We start from the raw sequence: 17,454 nt of genomic DNA on the forward strand, positions 1-17,454 counted from the left end.
GTCGGCGGCCAGGGCTGCCGGCTCGCCGTTGCGGATCGTGGCCTCCGACCGGAACCGGGTGCTGCCGTAGCCGCGCAGATAGGGCACGATCACCCGGTAGCCGGCCGCCGTCAGGACCGGGACGACGTCGACGAAGCTGTAGATGTCGTAGGGCCAGCCGTGCAGCAGCAGGACCACGGGTCCGTCGGCCGGGCCGGCCTCGACGTATCCGACGTTCAGATCGCCGGCGTCGATCTGCTTCAGCGGGCCGAAGGTGGCGCCGGACGGGATGGCGGCCTTGCCTGCGGGGGCGGCGGTCTGCGCGGCGGCCGCAGGTCCGATCGAGACGAACGGGGCGGCGGCCAGGGTCATCAGCGCGGTGCCGAACAGGCGGCGGCGCGGGAGATCGATATCTTCGGGCATGCGTCCCTCCGTCGGGGATCGGTCAAGGAATGGGTGGGGCGCGCCCGGCCGGCACGGGCAGGCCGGGCGATGGCTCAGACCACGCTGAGCGTCACGTCGATGTTGCCGCGGGTGGCCTTGGAATAGGGGCAGATCTGGTGCGCCTTCTCGACGATGGCCTGGGCGGTCTCGCGGTCCAGTCCGGGCAGGCTGACGTTGAGGCGGGCCTGAAGGAAGAAGGCGCCGTCGGTCGTGCCCAGGTCCACCTCGGCGTCGACGGCCCGGTCGGCCGGCAGGGTGACCTTCATCTCGGTCGCCGCCCGGCCCATCGCACCGATGAAGCACGCCGACCAGCCGGCGGCGAACAGCTGCTCCGGATTCGTGCCCGTGCCCGGGCCGCCGGGGGGCGAGAGCTTGATGTCCAGCCGACCGTCCGAGCTGCGGGCCATACCGTCCCGGCCGCCGGTGGTGTGGGTCTTGCCGGTGTACAGAACCTTTTCGATCCGGGTCACGATGGTCTCCTTGCGAATGGGGTGTTGACGGTCGTCCGCCCTGGTCTTCAGGGCGATGGCTCGATGGGGCCGTCTTTGGGCGGCGGGGCGGCCTGGGCCTCGGTCAGGTGCCGCCGGCGCCAGGCGCTCGGGGTCTCGCCCAGCCAGCGGCGGAACAGCTTCGACAGATGCGCCTGACTGGTCAGGCCGCAGGCCAGCGCGATCTGGCTGAGCGGATCCCTGGTGGTCAGCATCAGCCGCTGGGCCTGTTCCAGGCGGAGGCGAATGATGTAGCTGTGCGGAGTGGTCCCGAAGCTCTCCTTGAAGGCGCGGGCGAAGTGGCTGACGCTCAGCGCGGCCTGCTCCGCCAGTTCCTCCAGGCGCAGCGGCCGGTCCAGGGACCGCCTCAAATAGCGGTCGACCCTGCGCTTTTGCCATGGGGCCAGTCCGCCGCGGCTGCCCGCGGCCTTCGCCGCGTCCGACAATGTGAGGAGCGTCACGAGCCGCACCGCGGCGGCGCGTGCCGCCTCCGGGTTCCGCACCAGCCCCCGGCGGACATCCTCGATCAGCGCCTCGGCCGGCGACATGCCGTCCGTCGCGGCCGTTTCCGTCGAAGTGCTCTGCGCGTCCTCGGCCGGGACGATGAGGCGTGTCACATCGTTCTGCATCGTCGCGTCCACCAAGCCGTCCTCGGGCGCCGGGCCGGGGATCTGCCTGTGATCCGCCGGGGGCGTTCCCGGCGGGCGGCGGCTGCGCCGCCCGGCCCGTCGGGATGCCTCGATGTCTACGCCAGGACGCGGAGAGGTGCTCGTTAGGGCTTGTGAGCCGCTGTTAGGGCCTGTCGGGCGCGGCCGAACGCGGGCCGCGCAGGACGCCGGGACCGTGTCGAATCCTGCAATGCCGGTCAACGCAGCGACCGGAAGGCGGCGCGAACCTCGGTGGCGAACAGCTCGGGCTCCTCCCAGGCCGCGAAATGGCCGCCCTTGTCGACCTCGTTGAAGTAGATGAGCTTATGGTAGGCGCGCTCGACCCAGCTGCGCGGGGCGCGGTAGATCTCGCCCGGGAAGATCGTCACCGCGGCGGGGAGGGAGATGTCCACCGCATTGAAGTTGTTGGAGTGGTCTTCCCAGTAGATCTGCGCCGCGGACGTCGCGCTGTTGGTGAGCCAGTAGAGCGAGATGTCGTCCAGGATCTCATCCCGGGTCAGGGATTTCTCGGGATCGCCGCCGCTGTAAGTCCATTGCGCGATCTTGTCGTACATCCAGGCGGCCTGGCCGACCGGCGAATCCGCCAGGGCGTAACCCACCGTCTGCGGCCGCGTCACCATCATGGCGGAGTAGCCGGTGTTGTTCTGGTAGAAGTCGTTCAGCTGATCGTAGGCCGCCTTCTCCCGGGCTGGCAGCCCGGCCGGGGCGGGCAGGCCCTGCGCCAGAAGCGGCTGCAGCTCGGCCGGCACGGTGGCGGGCATGTTGACATGGATGCCGATCAGCCCCGTCACATTCTGCATCGCCATCCGGTGCGAGATCACGGATCCGCAATCGCCGCCCTGGGACACAAAGTGCTTGTAGCCCAGGCGCGCCATCAGCTCGCCCCAGGCCCGCGCGATATGGTCCGAGCCCCAGCCGGTCCCGGTCGGCTTGCCGGAGAAGCCGAAGCCGGGCAGCGACGGCACGACCAGGTGGAACGCGTCCTCCGCGCTGCCGCCATGCGCCGTGGGGTCGGTCAGCGGGCCGATGGCTTTCACCAGCTCCAGGATCGATCCCGGCCAGCCATGGGTCATGATCAGCGGCAGGGCGTTCTCGTGTGTGGAACGGACGTGGATGAACTGGATGTCGAGCCCGTCGATCTCGGTCACGAACATCGGCAGGGCGTTGAGCTTGGCTTCCACCTTCCGCCAGTCGTAGTCCGTCCCCCAGTAGCGCACCAGCGCCCGGAGCCTCGCGAGCTGCACGCCCTGGGACTGGTCGGCAACAGTTTCCCTGCCGGGCCAGCGGGTCGCGGCGATGCGCCGGCGCAGATCGGTCAGCGCGTCCTCCGGGACCTCGACGCGGAGCGGGCGAACGGCATTGCCCTGGGCGGCCGCAGCGGGGCGCGAAGAGAGAAGGGGCAGGGCGTTGGCCGCCGTGGCGGCGAGAAGCGCGGTCGCAGACGACGCCAGGAAGCCGCGCCGGGTGGCGGGCGGCAATGCTTCGGACATGATCGTTCCTCTGCTGAAGGCAGGCAGGCCGGGGGAGGCCGTTCCGTCCGGGACCCTAGCGCCGGGACCTTGCCCATGCTTTTACGAGACTGCTGGGGTTTGCCGCCGATTGCTGCATTCTGCGCCCGGCAGGCGGCCGGTGGTGCGGCCGCGGCCCGTCCCCTAGGATGCGTTCGATCGATTCAGGCGATGGCGGAGGACGGAGAATGATCATAGGGCCGGCGCAGGCCGGGGATGTCTTCTCCTTCGGTCCCTTCCGCCTGGCCGTGGGCGAGCGGCTCCTGACCAGGGACGACGTCCCCGTCGAGCTGGGCGCGCGAGCCCTCGACATCCTGATCGCCCTGGTTTCCCGCCCGAACGAACTGGTCGGCAAGCGGGACCTGATGGCCGAGGTCTGGCCCGACGTGACCGTCGAGGAAGGCAGCCTGCGGTTTCACATCGCCGGGCTGCGCAAGGCGCTCGGCGATGGCCGGGACGGCGCTCGCTACATCGCCACTCTCGCAGGCCGGGGATACTGCTTCGTCGCTCCGGTCGCGCGTTCGGCCGGCGCGACGGACGGCTCCGCCACCGCCGGAGCCTCCTCGATCGGCGCCACCTTCCTGCCGGCGCGCCTGGCCCGGATGGTCGGGCGGGAGGAGGGTGTCCAGGCGCTGTCGGCCCAGCTCGCCGCCGCGCGCTTCGTCACCATCGTCGGCCCGGGCGGGGTCGGCAAGACCACGGTCGCGATCGCGGTCGCGCACGACCAGCTGGGGGCGTTTGGCGGGGCGGCACTCTTCGTAGATTTCGGGATGCTGACGGATCCGGGCATGGTCCCGGTCGCAGTGGCATCGATGCTGGGGCTGCCGATCCAGTCGGATGATCCGACCCCGCGTCTGATCGCCTATCTGCGCGACCGGCGCTTCCTGCTGGTTCTCGACAGCTGCGAGCATGTCATCGAAGGCGCAGCCGCATTGGCGGCGAACATCTTCCTGGCCGCCCCACAGGTGCACATCCTCGCCACCAGCCGCGAGGCCCTGCGGGTCGAGGGCGAGCAGGTCCACCAGCTGGCGCCCCTGGCCAGCCCGCCGGTCGATTCCGGCCTCACCGCTGCGGCGGTCAGGGAATTTCCCGCCGCCCGGCTGTTCCTGGAGCGCGCTGCGGCGGCCGGCACTCCCTTGCAGCTCAGCGACGCGGATGCGGCTCTCGTGGCAGAAATCTGCCGAAGGCTCGACGGCGTGGCGCTCGCGATCGAGCTGGCGGCCGGGCGGGTCCAGGCCTATGGCCTCCAGCAGACTGCGGCGCTGCTCGACCAGCGCCTGCCACTCTCCTGGCCGGGTCAGCGCAGCGCGCCGCCGCGGCAGCGGACCCTGCAGGCGACGCTGGACTGGAGCTACGGCCTGCTGTCCGAGCCGGAGCGCCTCGTGCTGCGCCGGCTGGCCGTCTTCGTCGGGCCGTTCACGATCGAGGCGGCGCTGGGGGTGGCGACCGGCGGGGCCGCGGACGACGCCATGGTCTTCGACGCGATCGACAGTCTGGTCGCCAAGTCGATGGTCGCGACCCGCCCGGTCGGCGCCATGATGCGCTACCGCCTGCTCGACACCACACGCGCCTATGCCCGCCAGATCGCCGATGACGCCGAGCGCGCCGCCCTGGCGGCGCGCCACGCCGGCTACTACCGGCGCTGGCTGGAGCAACTCGGGGGCGAATGGCCAGCCTTGTCGAACGCGGCGGAGCGAGGGCCGTACCTCTCCGCCATGAACAATGTGCGCGCAGCCCTGTACTGGTGCTTCGGCCCGGCCGGCGATGCCAGGCTCGGCATGTCCCTCGCCACGGCTGCGGCTCCCGTCTTCCTGGCGATGTCGCTGCTCCCCGAATGCCGGCGCTGGTCCGAGCGGGCGATCGTCGCCCTCGACGACACCACCCGTGGCGGCAAGGAGGAGATGCATCTCCAGGCGGCGCTGGGGATGGCGCTGATGTTCATGCAGGGGGCGAGCGACGCGGCGCGGACGACGCTCGAGAGAGGCCTCGCGATCGCCGACGCGCGCGAGGATGCCCTCGGCCGGTTGCTGCTGCTGGGCCCGCTGCACATGTTCCATCTGCGGGCGGGCGAGTTCAATGTCGCCCTGGGCCATGCGAAGCGCGCTGCCGCCCTCGCCGGTTCCGTCGAGGATCCGGCCGCTGCGGCGCTGGCCCATTTCCTCCTCGGCATCTCGCTGCATCTGGCCGGCGATCTCGGCGGCGCCCGCATGGCGCTCGAGGCGGCGTTGAGGCAACAGCCGGGCGCACCGCGCTCCAGCACGATCTATCTCGGCTTCGAAGGCCAGAACCTGGCCGGCGCCATCCTCGCCAGGACCTTGTGGCTGCAGGGCTACCCGGCCCAGGCTGTGGAGCATGCCCGCCGGTCCGTCCGGGATGCCGGGCGGATGGATCATCCGGTCACGCTCTCCGTTGCCATGCTCTGGGCGATCACCGTGTTTCTCTGGACCGGCGATCTCGGCAGCGCCGAGGAGCATGTGGAGTGGTTCACCGCCCGCGCCGATTCCCATTCGTTGGGGCCCTATCTCGCCGTCGGACGGGCCCTCGCCGGGGCGCTGGCCGTCCGTCGCGGCGGCGTGAAAGCCGGGGTCGAGGCCTTGCAGGAGGGCCTGAAGACGCTGCACGAGGCGCGCTATGAGGTGCTTACCACAGCGCTCGACATCTCGCTCGCGGAAGGGCTTGCGGCCCTCGGCCGCCCGGCCGAGGGCCTGGCAGTGGTCAACGAAACGATCCGCCGGGTCGAGACACAGGGCGACCTCGTCTATATGCCTGAGCTCCTGCGGGTGAAGGGTCGGATGCTGCTCGGAATGCCGAAAGCCATCGACACCGATGCCGACGCATGCTTCGGGCAATCGCTGTCCTGGAGCCGCTCCCAGGCCGCGCCGGCCTGGGAGCTGCGGGCTGCGGTCGATCTCGCATCGCTGCTGGCCCGCCAGGGCCGGTCCGATGAGGCGACGGCGATACTGCGGCCGGTGTTCGAGCGCTTCACCGAGGGGGCGGAAACGGCGGATGTTCAGACTGCCGGGCGGCTGCTGGCGGCCTTGACGCGAGTCCCCACTCGACAATCCTCATGACGTGAGAGGCGACGTGGAATTCGGCTGATTGCAGCTCATCCCGCAGGCTTGAGGCATCCCGAGGGACGCAGCTGTTCCCAATCGAGCCGTCGGTCGTACAAGCGGCTTGGCGGTGCGCATGCCCTGCATGGAGCGCCGCCGTGCCGACGAGGCGAATTCGATGCTGCTGCCTATCGGGTCTGTTTCGAAACCGATTCAGCGGCCTCGACAATGATCGCGGCGACGGCCTCCGGCTTTGCGATATAGACCGCGTGGCTCGCTTCCACTTCCCGGATCTTGCTTCCCGCGCGCTTGGCCATGTCACGTTCGAGGGCGGGATTGATCGACCTGTCCTGCGTTGCGACGAGAGCCCAGCTCGGCTTGACTTTCCAGGCCGGCTCGCCAGCCGCGGCTGTGAACGCCGCCTTTGATGCGAATACCTGCGATCGAGCGAAGAAATCCGCATCCGCCTCCGGCAGGTCTGCCGCGAAGGCTGCCGCAAAGGCCTTCGGGTCAAGATAGAGGTAGCCATCGGCTGTTGCCTTAACCGCGCCGGGCTGCATGCTCGGATCCGGTTTGCTTTCGGCGAGCCCGGCTAGAGTTTCGCCCTTCTCGGGCTGGAAGGCTGCGACGTAGACCAGGGCCGCGACCTTGCCGTCGTTCCCGGCGTCGCTGATGACCATTCCGCCGTAGCTGTGCCCGACGAGCACAGTCGGGCCGTCCTGCAGCGACAGGACTCGCCGGGTTGCCGCGGCGTCATCCTGCAGAGAGGTCAGGGGCTGCTGCACGATCGAGACATTGTATCCCTCGCCGGCCAGAATGTCGGAGACCTTGCGCCAGCCGGAACCATCGGCGAAAGCGCCGTGGACGATGACAATATTGTTGATTCCGGCAGCAATGGCCCGGGATGAGGTCGCAGTCAGGGATAGCGCAAGACCGAGCGCAGCGATTGCGAGAGAGCGGAAGCGCATAGACGTGTTCCTTTGCGGTATCGCGATGATCAGAGGCCGGCTACTCGCTCAGTTTGGAGCGCAGCGCCTATGTGACTGACCCTATGAATGGATTCAGCTGCGCGCCGAAGGCTGAACAGGGCGGGTCATAGAGAAGCCGTTCCGTTCAAGACCGTAGCACCGGAGGCTCGTCCGCGCTTTCACAGGACCGCCGGCCTTTGCCGCCGATTGCTGTATTCTGTGTCCTTCGGCCGGCACTCCGAAGTCTCCGGAACGCAGCGACGGCGTGAGGTATTCAGAGTTGCTTGCGCATGGCGCAAGGCCAAAACACCGAGCGTCGATCATCTTGATGGCCAGTTCCCAGCCGCTGACGGCATGTCTGGGAGCGGCTGGATATCAGCCCGCTTGCTATACGGCGATGGCGAGCTCGTATGGGTATCGGTGGTATCCTGTCCCCGCAACCACCTTTGTTATAACTCCCTCGATATCGAGGTCCGAGCCAGCGCCCCGCCCAAAAAAGGCGGGGCTTTCTGCATTCTGCGGAGCTTCCAGAAGGCAAGGTAAGCCAAAGTGACGAATGGGCCGTCCGGCACTGCCGCTGCATGACCCTGGAAAGCGCCGCGGCCTCGGGCGATGATCCCACCGTCGCCCTGCCTGAACTGGCAGTCTGACCCTTCCCGGCCACGCCGGCAAACCACGGTGACCCTCTCGTCACCTACACCACTCCCCGGGACACGACCGCCACGAACTATGACCGTGTAACTCAAGCGGAATGGCCTCGGCTGATCCTGATCGATTCAGGGATGGAACCACCTTGCGGTCGGATTTGTCGCGCCGCTCTTCCTCCAGCATCGCGACGCGTTCCCCCAGGCTTTCGACCACGCCGCCCAGCTCGGTGGCAAGCCCGGTGAGCGCCTAGCGATCGAGCGGCAGCTCTTCCTCGTCCTTCCTGCCGACCCAGCGGCCGAACATGCGGGCGAGCAGCCGCGACAGGTCGTCCATGACGAGGAAGAAGGAGGGGACGACGACGAGGCTCAGCACCGTCGAAACCATGATGCCTCCGATGACGGCGATCGCCATCGGGGCGCGGAAGGAGCCGCCTTCGCCGACGCCGAGTGCGGAGGGCAGCATGCCTGCGGACATCGCTATCGAGGTCATGACGATCGGCCGCGTCCGCTTGCGCCCGGCCTCGATGATCGCGACCGTCCGGTCCATGCCGGCACGCACCATCTCGACGCCGAAGTCGACGAGCAGGATCGCGTTCTTGCTGACGACGCCCATCAGCATGAGGATGCCGATCAGCACCGGCATCGAGAGCGCGTTCTGGGTCAGGATCAGGCCGGCCGCGACACCGCCGATGGCGAGCGGCAGCGAGAACAGAATGGTGAAGGGCTGCACCACGTCCCTGAAGAGCAGGATCAGGACGGCCAGCACCAGCATCAGGGCCAGGATCATCACGTTGGCGAAGCTCTGTTGCACTTCGGCCTGCAGCTCGACATCACCGCTTTCGAAGACCTCGACGGTCGCAGGAAGGCCGGCCTCGGCCGCGAGCGCCTCGAAGCGTTCGGACGCGGTATCGAGCGCAATGCCGGGCGGCAGGTTCGCGCCGAGCGCGACGACGCGGTGGCGGTCGTAGCGCCTGATCGAACTGGGTCCTTCCGAAGTGTCGATGTCCGCGACGCTGGACAGCGGAACGGTCGATCCGGACCCGGTCTCGACCTTCAGGTTGCGGATCGCGGCGATGTCGCTGCGGAAGTCGCTGTCGAGCTGCACACGGATCGGGATCAGCCGCCCGTCGAGCGCGATCTTCGTCAACTGCTCGTCGATATCGCCGATGGTGGCGACGCGGATGACCTGGGAAACCTGCTCCGGCATGATGCCAAGTCGCGCCATCCGGTCGTCGCGTGGCCGGATCTGCAGTTCCGGCCGGGGCAGGGAACCGTCCGCGCTCACATCGGCGAGCAGCGGATCGCCGCGCAGCTTTGTCTCCAGAAGTGCGACCGCCTTGTCCAGATCCGCTTCGTTGTTGGACAGCAGGTTGAAGGACAGGTCGTGTGTGCCCTCTTCGTTGACCTTGAAGATGCGAGCATCGGGGATCGAACGCAGTCGGCCGAGGATGTCCGCTTCGATCTGTGATTGAGGTCTGGTGCGGCCAGCCGATGGCGGCTTCGGCAAGTAGAGGTCGGCCACCCGAATCCAGCCGACCACGGTGTTCATGACCTTGGTTAAGAGCGAATGATCGAGCGGTTCGAGAAGCACTTTGACGGTGGCGAGCCGCAACTCGAGATCGCCGCGCGGTGAAGCGCCGCCGAGCACCAGGACGCTCTCGATGCCGTCGATATCCTTGATCCGATCGTAGAGTGCCGTCGTCGTCCGTTCCGTATCCTCGAGCATCGCGCCCGGCGGCAGCTCGACCGCCAGGTTGATGCGCGAGTCGTCCTCCGGCGGTATGAAGCTGCCTGGAATCTGGGCCATAACATAAACGGAGACGGCCAGGCAGCCGAGGGCGGCGAGCAGTGTCGAATAGCGCCAGCGGGTCGTGACGCCGAGGAGGGCCGTATAGAGTTTCGTGATGCCGGTGTCGTCGCGGCCATGGCGGTCGTCGCCGATATCCGTCGGGCGCATCAGATAGGCCGCCATGACCGGCGTGATCAGGCGGGCGACCAAGAGGGAGAAGAAGGCGGAGACGGCGACCGTCAGGCCGAACTGGATAAAGTATTGCCCGGGGATGCCCGGCATGAAGGAGACCGGCAGGAAAACCGCGATCAGCGCGAAGGTGGTGGCGATCACCGCGAGGCCGATCTCGTCCGTGGCATCGATCGCGGCACGGTAGGGCGACTTGCCCATCCGGATGTGCCTCGCGATGTTCTCGATCTCCACGATCGCGTCGTCGACGAGGATGCCGGTCGCGAGTGTCATGGCGAGCAGGCTGACCTGGTTCAGCGAGAAGCCGAGGAGGTCCATGACCCAGAAAGTCGGAACGGCCGACAGCGGCAGGGCGATCGCTCCGATCAGGGTTGATCGCCAGTTGCGCAGGAACACCATCACGACGAGGACGGCGAGGAGCGCACCCTCGATCAGAGCGTCAACTGCGGCCTCGTAGGTTCCATAGGCGATGGAGACCGCATCGTCGACCATCTCGATGGTGACGCCGGGGTGCTTCGCGCGGATGTCGTCGAGCGTCTTGGCCACCGCTTCGGCGACGCTCACCTCGCTGGCTCCCTTGGCCCGGAACACGGAAAACGTGACGCTCGGATTCCCGTTGAAGCGGGAAAACGACTGAGGCTCTTCGACGGTATCTGCCACTTGGCCAAGTTCGGACAGCCGGGCGAGGCGGCCGTTCGGCAGCCAGATCATCGTGTCGGCGAGCCTGGCCGCGTCGCGCGCATCACCGAGCATGCGGATCGCCTGTTCGCTGCCGCCGACCTGGCCGCGGCCGGAGCCGAGATCCAGGTTCATCCGGCGGAGCTGCCCGTTGACGTCGGCCGCGGTGATTCCGAAGGAGTCCAGGCGATCGGCATCGAGCTCGATACGGACCTCACGATCAGAGCCGCCATGCCGTTCAACCCGACCGACGCCGCGTTGACCCTGGATGGCGCGGATGACCGTGTCCTTGACGAACCAGGACAGCTCCTCAAGCGCCAGGCCGGGCGAGGAGACCGCAAAGGTCTGGATCGCCTGAGCTTCGAACTCGACTCTCGATACGATCGGGGGATCGATCGCGGCCGGAAGATCGCCGCGGATCCGGTCGACCGCATCCTTGACATCCTGCACGGCCTGGGCGGTGGGCACCTCCAGGCGGAAGGTGACGGACGTCGTGGATCGCCCGTCGGTGATCGTCGACTCGATGTGATCGACACCGGAAATGCTGGTGACCTCGTCTTCGATCAGCTTGGTGACCTGGGTTTCGAGTTCGACCGGCGTGGCGCCGCTCTGCGTGACGACGATCGAGACGATCGGGATGTCGATGTTCGGGAATTGCGTGATCGGCAAGGCGTTGAACGATTGCCAGCCCAGCACGACGAGCACGAAGACCACCAGAATCGGCGCGATCGGATTGCGGATCGACCAGGCAGAGAGATTCATGGTCTCGAATCCGGTCAGTTGGTGAACGGCTGGGCCGGCTTGACCGGAATGATCCGGTCACCGTCGCGCACGAAGGCGCCGGCCTTTGCCACTACCTGCTCGCCGGCCTCGAGGCCGGAGAGGATCTCGACGAATGACCCGTCCTGGATGCCGACCGTCACCGGCACCAGCCGCACGACGCCGTTTTCGACCTTGCGGACCGTGGATATGCCGTGCGCTGACGTGACGGACGTCCGCGGCAGGACGACCGCCTGCTTCTCTTCGGCAATGATGGTTGCGCTCGCATACATGCCTACCCGGGCCTTGGCCGTATCGGCCAGGGTGATGTGGACGGTGCCGAGACGCGTCTGCGGATCGACCGTCGGTCTCACCATGCGGATCTTCCCCTGGACGGTCGTGCTGCTGCCGGCGAGCCTGACCGCTGCGGACTGCCCGACCGCGAGCTTGATGAGGTCGGCCTCGGCCACTTCGGCCTTCATCTCGATGAGACCGTCGCGGATGATCGTGTAAAGCGGCAGACCGCTGCCGGCGACGACGCCGCCCACCTTGGCATTCCTGGCGGAAATCACGCCGCCGACGGGAGCCTTGACGGCCGTGCGGGCGAGCCGCAGGTCGATGTCATCGAGCTGCGCGCGGGCCAGCCTGATATCCGCTGCCGCAATGCTCAGGGATTGCTCCGCCGAACGGAGGCGGGCGCCCGAGGCGGTGGCCAATGCCTTCAGCCGGTCGACCTCCGCCCGCGAGACTGTCTTGTTGGCCGATAGCAACTCGGCGCGATGGGCGACGCGCGTCGCCTCCTCCGAATTCGCCCTGGCTTCGACAAGCTGCGCCTGGAATTGGGTGAGCGCGGCCTCGGCCTTGACGACTCCGGCCTCGAGCCGGCTTTTCTCCAGAAGCAGCGCGTCGTCATCGAGGACGGCCAGTGTGCTGCCCTGTTCGACCCGGTCTCCGATATCGGCATTCAAGGTCCGGATCGGAAGCCCGTCCACGAGCGGCGAGACATGGATCTCCTCCACCGCCTCGATCGAACCGGTCGCGAGAACATGATCGCCGATCCTGCGCTCGACAGCCTCGGCGACGACGATCGACGGCAGCATCCGCTGCCGGTCCGGCCTAGCCGCTTCCTCGGCCAGGACGCCGAAGTTCAGGATGACCGCAACCGCCACGCGGGCGCTGAACAACAGAAGCCCCCAGGGCTTCAGTCGGCCGCCACGACAGAAAAGCCAAACCATTTCACCTCACCGGTCCTCGATCCAGCCGTCGTCCAGCCCTCGTTGGGAAAGGGGAAGCGGAGAGTCCGTCTGCCGCCTCCTCGCTCCGCTACCAGCGGTAAGTCAGACCGAGCATCGCGGAGAGCTGATCGGCGCTGCCCTCGCTGTTGACCAGCGGGCTGTCGGCGGCGTCACCGAGCAGCCGGCTGTAGCCGACCTGGCCCATCAAGTAGATCGAGTCGGTCATCATGTATCCGATGCCGAGATTGATGCCGACGTCCTTCAGGCCGCTGCCGGCGTCGTAGCTGGAGAGCCCGCGGGCCGATCGTGCGGCCTGGGCCGCGGTGATGCCGAAGGTGTTGCTCATGTACTCGTCGTCGGCCCAGGTGAGGTGCGGGGTCACGCCGAGCCGGACGTCGTCGAGCAGCTGGATCGTATATTCCGCCTCGGCGGTGGCCGTCAGGCCGTTGCGATCGCCGGTCAGGTCGCGGGCGACCTCCAGGCCGAGATTCACGGGGCCAGCCTCGTAGCCGAATCGGACGACCGCCACTGCGCCGACCTCGAGATCGCCGAGCCCTTTCAAAGCGTCGTTGTCGTCCTCGTAGCGCCCGAACTCGTATCGGACGCCGAGGTCGAGCCGCAGGCCGTCGGTCGCGAACGGGGTCGCGAAGATCCCCGGCCCCCCTTCGGTCGTCAGCCGGATCCGGTCCTGCCAGGAGATCTCCACGAATGGCAACGGCAACACCGTGTAGTCATCGGACCCCTCGTAGTCCGGCGCATACATTCCGCCGCCGCCGAGGGTGAATGACCATTCCGCCGGAGGCTCGTCCTGGGCCGCTGCACTTCCCGCCGCCGTCTGGACCGCCGCGGTGACGCAAAGGATCGCGGCCGGGAACAGCCCGCGGCCGAAGAATGCGCGTCTCATCTTGTTTTTGCCTTATGTTGGGTCGGATGCGGCGCCGACCCTGCCAGCGGTACCTGAACCGGACCTGAACGTGACGGAGGCGGCGATTCAGCTTCGTTTCAGATTCCGATGGGATGCTGTCGCCCGAGCCACCGGGAGTGAGTGATGCGCATCCTGCTTGTCGAGGACGACCCGCTGATCGGCGACGCCATCCGCGCACGCCTGACCCGGTCCGGCATGACCGTCGACTGGCTCAGGAACGCAGCCGGCCTCGACGGGATCACCGAGCTGGACGCCTTCGACCTGATGATCCTCGACCTCGGCCTGCCGGACCGGGACGGCCTCGAGATCCTGCGGGAGCAGCGGGCGGCCGGCCACGGCCTCCGTGTCCTGATTCTGAGCGCGCGCTACGAGCTGGACACCAGGGTGCGCGGCCTCGACCTGGGCGCCGACGACTATCTGGTCAAGCCGTTCGCGATGGAGGAGCTGATGGCCCGCTGCCGCGCGATTGCCCGTCGCCGCGGTGACCGCCGGTCGGAGGCCCTGCAATACCGGGACCTGCGGATCGATCCTGCGTCCTTCACCGTGCAGCGCGGCGGCGAAAGCATCGCGCTGACGCCGAAGGTGTTTGCGCTGCTGCTGATGTTCGTCGAGAATCAGGGTCGGGTGCTCACCCGGCACGCTCTCGAGGACCACCTCTATGGCTGGAGCGGGGAAGCCGAGAGCAACACGCTGGAAGTCTTCGTCGCGCAGATCCGCCGCAAGCTCGGCGCCGATCTGATCCAGACGATCCGCGGGGTCGGCTACATGCTGCCGAGGGAATAGCATGCCGTCGATCCGTGCGCGCCTGCAGCGTCGACTGGCCTGGCTGATCGCGGCGGTCTGGGCGCCGGCATCCCTCCTGATCGTGGTCGCCGTCGCGTTGGAGTACAACGAGTCGTTCCACAGCCGGACCGCTCACACGGCACAGCTGATGCTGGCCTTCGCCTCGACACAGCCGGCTTCGCCGACGGTGTTTCCGCTGTTCACGCCGCGACAGGGCTCCGACTTCGAGGTCGACCTCCACGACTACCTGATCGTGATCAGCCGGAACGGGCAACTGCTCTATGCCTCGGAGCCGCTGCCGGCGGAACAACTTCTGGCTCTGCCCCTGAAGGGAACGGTCGATATCCACGGTGATTCGGTGACCATCGACAGCTTCGAGGACGAGCGTACCGGCACACGGGTCGCGATCGGCGTAGACACGTATGAGCCCTTCTTCTCCTCTCTTCAGGTGGCCGGCCTGGTGGCGGGCTATGTCCTGATCTCGGCGGCATTGGTCAGATTTGCCATGACCGTCGGCATCCGTTCTGGCCTGAAGCCGCTCGGCGCCTTCGCCGACCAGGTCCGCGATCGCAGCGAGGAGAACCTCGCGCCGCTGGACGAGGCGGAGGCCCCGAGCGAACTGCGAGGGGTTGCTCACGCGCTGAACGGCCTGATGGCACGGCTGCAACTGGTGCTGGAACACGAGCGCGACTTCGTGTCGAACGCGGCCCATGAGCTCCGCACCCCGCTGACCGCGATCCGAGCACAGGTGGAAGCCCTCGAAGGTGACGTTCCCGAGCGTATCCAGCCGCGTTTCGCCAATATCCTGGAGGCCACGAACCGCGCGGGCCGGCTGGTCGCGCAGCTCCTCGACGTCGCCCGGTCACAGTCGATCGATCTCACGCGACGCCCCGTCGGCCGCATCGATCTGGTCGAGCTCGTTCAGTCCGTCATCGCCGACCTGGTGCCATCGGCCAATGAGCGCAACGTGGAGGTCACGCTGGAATCGCCTCGGTCAGCTGCGGTCACGGGCCACCGGGAGCTGCTGGCGATCGTGCTGCGGAACCTCGTCGAGAACGCGGTGAAGTACGCCGCCTCGCCAGGCCGGGTCATCGTCACGATCGCCCGAGGCCACCCGGCTGCCACCGACCTGCTGGTAGGGGATGACGGACCCGGCCTATCGGCGGAGGCGTTCGAGCGTGCGTTCGAGCGGTTCCAGCGGCTCGGACGCTCCGGAGGCGATGGGGTCGGCCTCGGCCTCTCGATCGTCGCCGAGCTTTGCCGGCGCATGGATGTGCCGGTGGACCGGCTGGAGCCGGGCGCACTCGGTGGGCTGCACGTCCGCTTGCGGCTGCCGAGCGCGCCGCCGCCGGTGCTGCCGCCGGACCTCCGGACCTCGCACTACGGGTGACAGCCCTGGCGCCGCTCCGGCGGCCCGCTACAGTCGCGACCATCCTGGTCTCGCTATCTCCCCAGCCGTCGGTGGTGGCCGGACAAGCGCTCGCCAGTTCCGGAAGGTCGCCGCCTGGCCGTGATGGCATCGCTTCAATGTCGATCCCTCCCGCGACGGATCGAATTGTGAGCTATACAAGCCGATCGCAGTGGCCTCACAACACTCGGCACGCGAACCGTGGGCTAACGACATGGCACGTCAGGACAGCGGAACGTCCGAACCCGACGCCTCAGGGGGGACTCGCGACCGGATCAAATCGGTTGCTGCGGAGCTCTATGTCCTGAAGGGGCATGAGGGCTTCAGCTTCGGCGACATCGCCGCCGTGATCGGGACGACACGGGCCAACATCCATCATCATTTCGGCAGCAAGCAGCAACTGATGCGGGAGCTGATCGAGGACATCGCCTCGAACGCCGTGGCCCGCATCGAGCGCTATTGGCGGGCGGGAACCGCCACCTTCGCCGAACGGCTGTCGATGCAGCTGGACGACCTGCGCCGATACTACGAACGCTTCAACAGGGGCGACGGGGACCGCAACGTCTGGAGCCCCCTGTCGCGGCTGCGCCACGACCTGCCGACGCTCGGCAGCGAGGCGGTGGCGGCGCTCGAGCGGGTCAACCGCACATATGATGCCTGTCTCCGTCATGCGGTCGAGGAGGCCGCAAAAGCGGGGCAGCTGCGGCCGGGGACCGATGTTGACGACGTCGTGCGGGTTCTGCGCGTCATGCTCCTGGCCTGTCCGCCCATGACGCAGGATGCGGGGCGGTTCGACGAGATCGAGCTGCTGTTCCGGGCGCTCGGCCGGATGATCAGCGCTGCCGGAGAGCCCGGGAGCGGGGAGTTCCAATCCCATCGCACGGCATGACCAGTCCCCAGTTGACGGCCTTCCGCTCGCGGTATACTTACTTACACGTAAGTCAGCTCGCGTCGTCGAAGAGCGCGACGACCAGGGAGGCGGGAAGATGATGCGGGACGGGCGCTTCACCCAATTCGAGCTCCGGCCGTTCACCGGCGCGCTGGGGGCGGAGATCATCGGCGTCGATCTGAGGATGGCGGCCGAGGATACGTTCCGGGACGTGCTGCGGGCCTTGCACGAATACCACGTGCTCGCGGTGCGCGATCAGGACCTCGTGCCGGCCACGCTGCAGCAGGTCGCCCGCCGCTTCGGGCCGTTCAGCGGCAATCCCGTGCACACCCCGATCGAGGGGTTCGAGGATATCGTCCGCTTCGTGCGCGAGGCCGACGACACCGGAAAGGTGATCGGCGAGGACTGGCACATGGACCTGGCCTGGCTGGCGAAGCCGCCGGGCGTGACCATGCTGTACGGCGAGGAGGTGCCGCCGGTCGGCGGCGATACCTGCTTCACCAGCCTGGAGAAGGCCTATCAGTCGCTGTCTCCCAGGCTGATCTCGATCCTCGAGGGCCTGACCGGCATCCACAGCGGGCGGGGCGTCTTCGCGATCAACGCGGCGCAGAAGCGCCTCGGCGTCACCAGGGACGTCGAGGCGATCGAGAACGCGGCGGTCGAGCACCCGGTGATCTGCGCCCAGCCGGTGACCGGGCGGCGCTACGTCTTCGTCAGCAGCGTCCTGACCCATTTCAAGGGCATGTCGGAAGAGGAGAGCAAGCCGCTGATCGACTTCCTGATGGCCCGGGCGACGCGGCCGGAGTTCAACTGCCGCCTGCGCTGGGCGCCGCGCACGCTCGGCATGTGGAACAACCCTTTCGTGCTGCACACCGCGATCAACGACTATCCCGGATACCGCCGGGTGATGTACCGGACCACCATCGAAGGCCACGCGCCGGCCGCCGCCGCGGCCTGAGGGACCCGGCGGCCGGCACGCGGAGCACGACCGAAGGCAGCCGTCGGCCAGGCCATGGGCCGCGGCGTCTCGTCGAAGAACAGCAT

13 protein-coding genes are annotated in these 17,454 nt (G+C 67.7%); 5 read left to right on the forward strand and 8 right to left on the reverse strand.

The window, feature by feature from the left end:
- From KXR53_RS21850 to KXR53_RS21865, 4 genes are all read right to left on the reverse strand, one after another.
- Positions 1 to 402: alpha/beta fold hydrolase (locus KXR53_RS21850; RefSeq protein ID WP_437377385.1), on the reverse strand; the 402-nt coding region annotated here is incomplete at its 3' end.
- A gap of 74 nt (positions 403 to 476) precedes the next feature.
- Positions 477 to 893, reverse strand: a complete 417-nt coding sequence (locus KXR53_RS21855; RefSeq protein ID WP_437377386.1) for an organic hydroperoxide resistance protein — start codon at positions 891 to 893, stop codon at positions 477 to 479.
- Positions 894 to 940: 47 nt separating this feature from the next.
- Positions 941 to 1,552 carry a helix-turn-helix domain-containing protein gene (locus KXR53_RS21860; RefSeq protein WP_437377387.1) on the reverse strand — a complete coding sequence of 204 codons (612 nt, stop codon included), beginning with the start codon at positions 1,550 to 1,552 and terminating at the stop codon, positions 941 to 943.
- Between the two features lie 224 nt (positions 1,553 to 1,776).
- Positions 1,777 to 3,069 carry an epoxide hydrolase family protein gene (locus KXR53_RS21865; protein ID WP_437377388.1) on the reverse strand — a complete coding sequence of 431 codons (1,293 nt, stop codon included), beginning with the start codon at positions 3,067 to 3,069 and terminating at the stop codon, positions 1,777 to 1,779.
- Positions 3,070 to 3,275: 206 nt separating this feature from the next.
- Between KXR53_RS21865 and KXR53_RS21870 the strand changes: the two genes are divergently transcribed.
- The gene (locus tag KXR53_RS21870; protein WP_437377389.1) at positions 3,276 to 6,158 is read left to right on the forward strand and encodes an ATP-binding protein; all 2,883 of its coding nucleotides are present in this window, start codon (positions 3,276 to 3,278) and stop codon (positions 6,156 to 6,158) included.
- Positions 6,159 to 6,328: 170 nt separating this feature from the next.
- Here KXR53_RS21870 and KXR53_RS21875 read toward each other — a convergent pair whose 3' ends face one another.
- From KXR53_RS21875 to KXR53_RS21890, 4 genes are all read right to left on the reverse strand, one after another.
- Positions 6,329 to 7,108, reverse strand: a complete 780-nt coding sequence (locus KXR53_RS21875; RefSeq protein ID WP_437377390.1) for an alpha/beta fold hydrolase — start codon at positions 7,106 to 7,108, stop codon at positions 6,329 to 6,331.
- A gap of 894 nt (positions 7,109 to 8,002) precedes the next feature.
- Positions 8,003 to 11,173 carry an efflux RND transporter permease subunit gene (locus KXR53_RS21880; RefSeq protein ID WP_437377391.1) on the reverse strand — a complete coding sequence of 1,057 codons (3,171 nt, stop codon included), beginning with the start codon at positions 11,171 to 11,173 and terminating at the stop codon, positions 8,003 to 8,005.
- 14 nt (positions 11,174 to 11,187) lie between these two features.
- Positions 11,188 to 12,354: an efflux RND transporter periplasmic adaptor subunit gene (locus tag KXR53_RS21885; RefSeq protein WP_437377392.1), complete on the reverse strand. Its 1,167-nt coding sequence runs from the start codon at positions 12,352 to 12,354 to the stop codon at positions 11,188 to 11,190.
- A gap of 139 nt (positions 12,355 to 12,493) precedes the next feature.
- On the reverse strand, positions 12,494 to 13,309 hold the full coding sequence (locus KXR53_RS21890) for a MipA/OmpV family protein (RefSeq protein WP_437377393.1): 816 nt from the start codon (positions 13,307 to 13,309) through the stop codon (positions 12,494 to 12,496).
- A gap of 144 nt (positions 13,310 to 13,453) precedes the next feature.
- On the opposite strand from KXR53_RS21890, the gene KXR53_RS21895 reads away from it, so the two are divergent.
- The 4 genes from KXR53_RS21895 to KXR53_RS21910 all read left to right on the forward strand — a co-directional run bounded on the left by KXR53_RS21895 (position 13,454) and on the right by KXR53_RS21910 (position 17,368).
- On the forward strand, positions 13,454 to 14,113 hold the full coding sequence (locus tag KXR53_RS21895) for a response regulator (RefSeq protein ID WP_437377394.1): 660 nt from the start codon (positions 13,454 to 13,456) through the stop codon (positions 14,111 to 14,113).
- Between the two features lies 1 nt (position 14,114).
- A complete protein-coding gene (locus tag KXR53_RS21900) occupies positions 14,115 to 15,503 on the forward strand; it encodes a sensor histidine kinase (RefSeq protein WP_437377395.1) in 1,389 nt (462 codons plus the stop codon).
- A 232-nt stretch (positions 15,504 to 15,735) separates the two neighbouring features.
- Positions 15,736 to 16,410, forward strand: a complete 675-nt coding sequence (locus KXR53_RS21905; protein WP_437377396.1) for a TetR/AcrR family transcriptional regulator — start codon at positions 15,736 to 15,738, stop codon at positions 16,408 to 16,410.
- A 97-nt stretch (positions 16,411 to 16,507) separates the two neighbouring features.
- Positions 16,508 to 17,368 (forward strand): TauD/TfdA dioxygenase family protein, encoded by an 861-nt coding sequence (locus KXR53_RS21910; protein WP_437377397.1) that lies wholly within the window; start codon positions 16,508 to 16,510, stop codon positions 17,366 to 17,368.
- Positions 17,369 to 17,454: the final 86 nt, after the last annotated feature.

This window comes from Inquilinus limosus, from assembly GCF_051487185.1.
Classification (GTDB): Bacteria; Pseudomonadota; Alphaproteobacteria; order DSM-16000; family Inquilinaceae; genus Inquilinus; species Inquilinus limosus_F.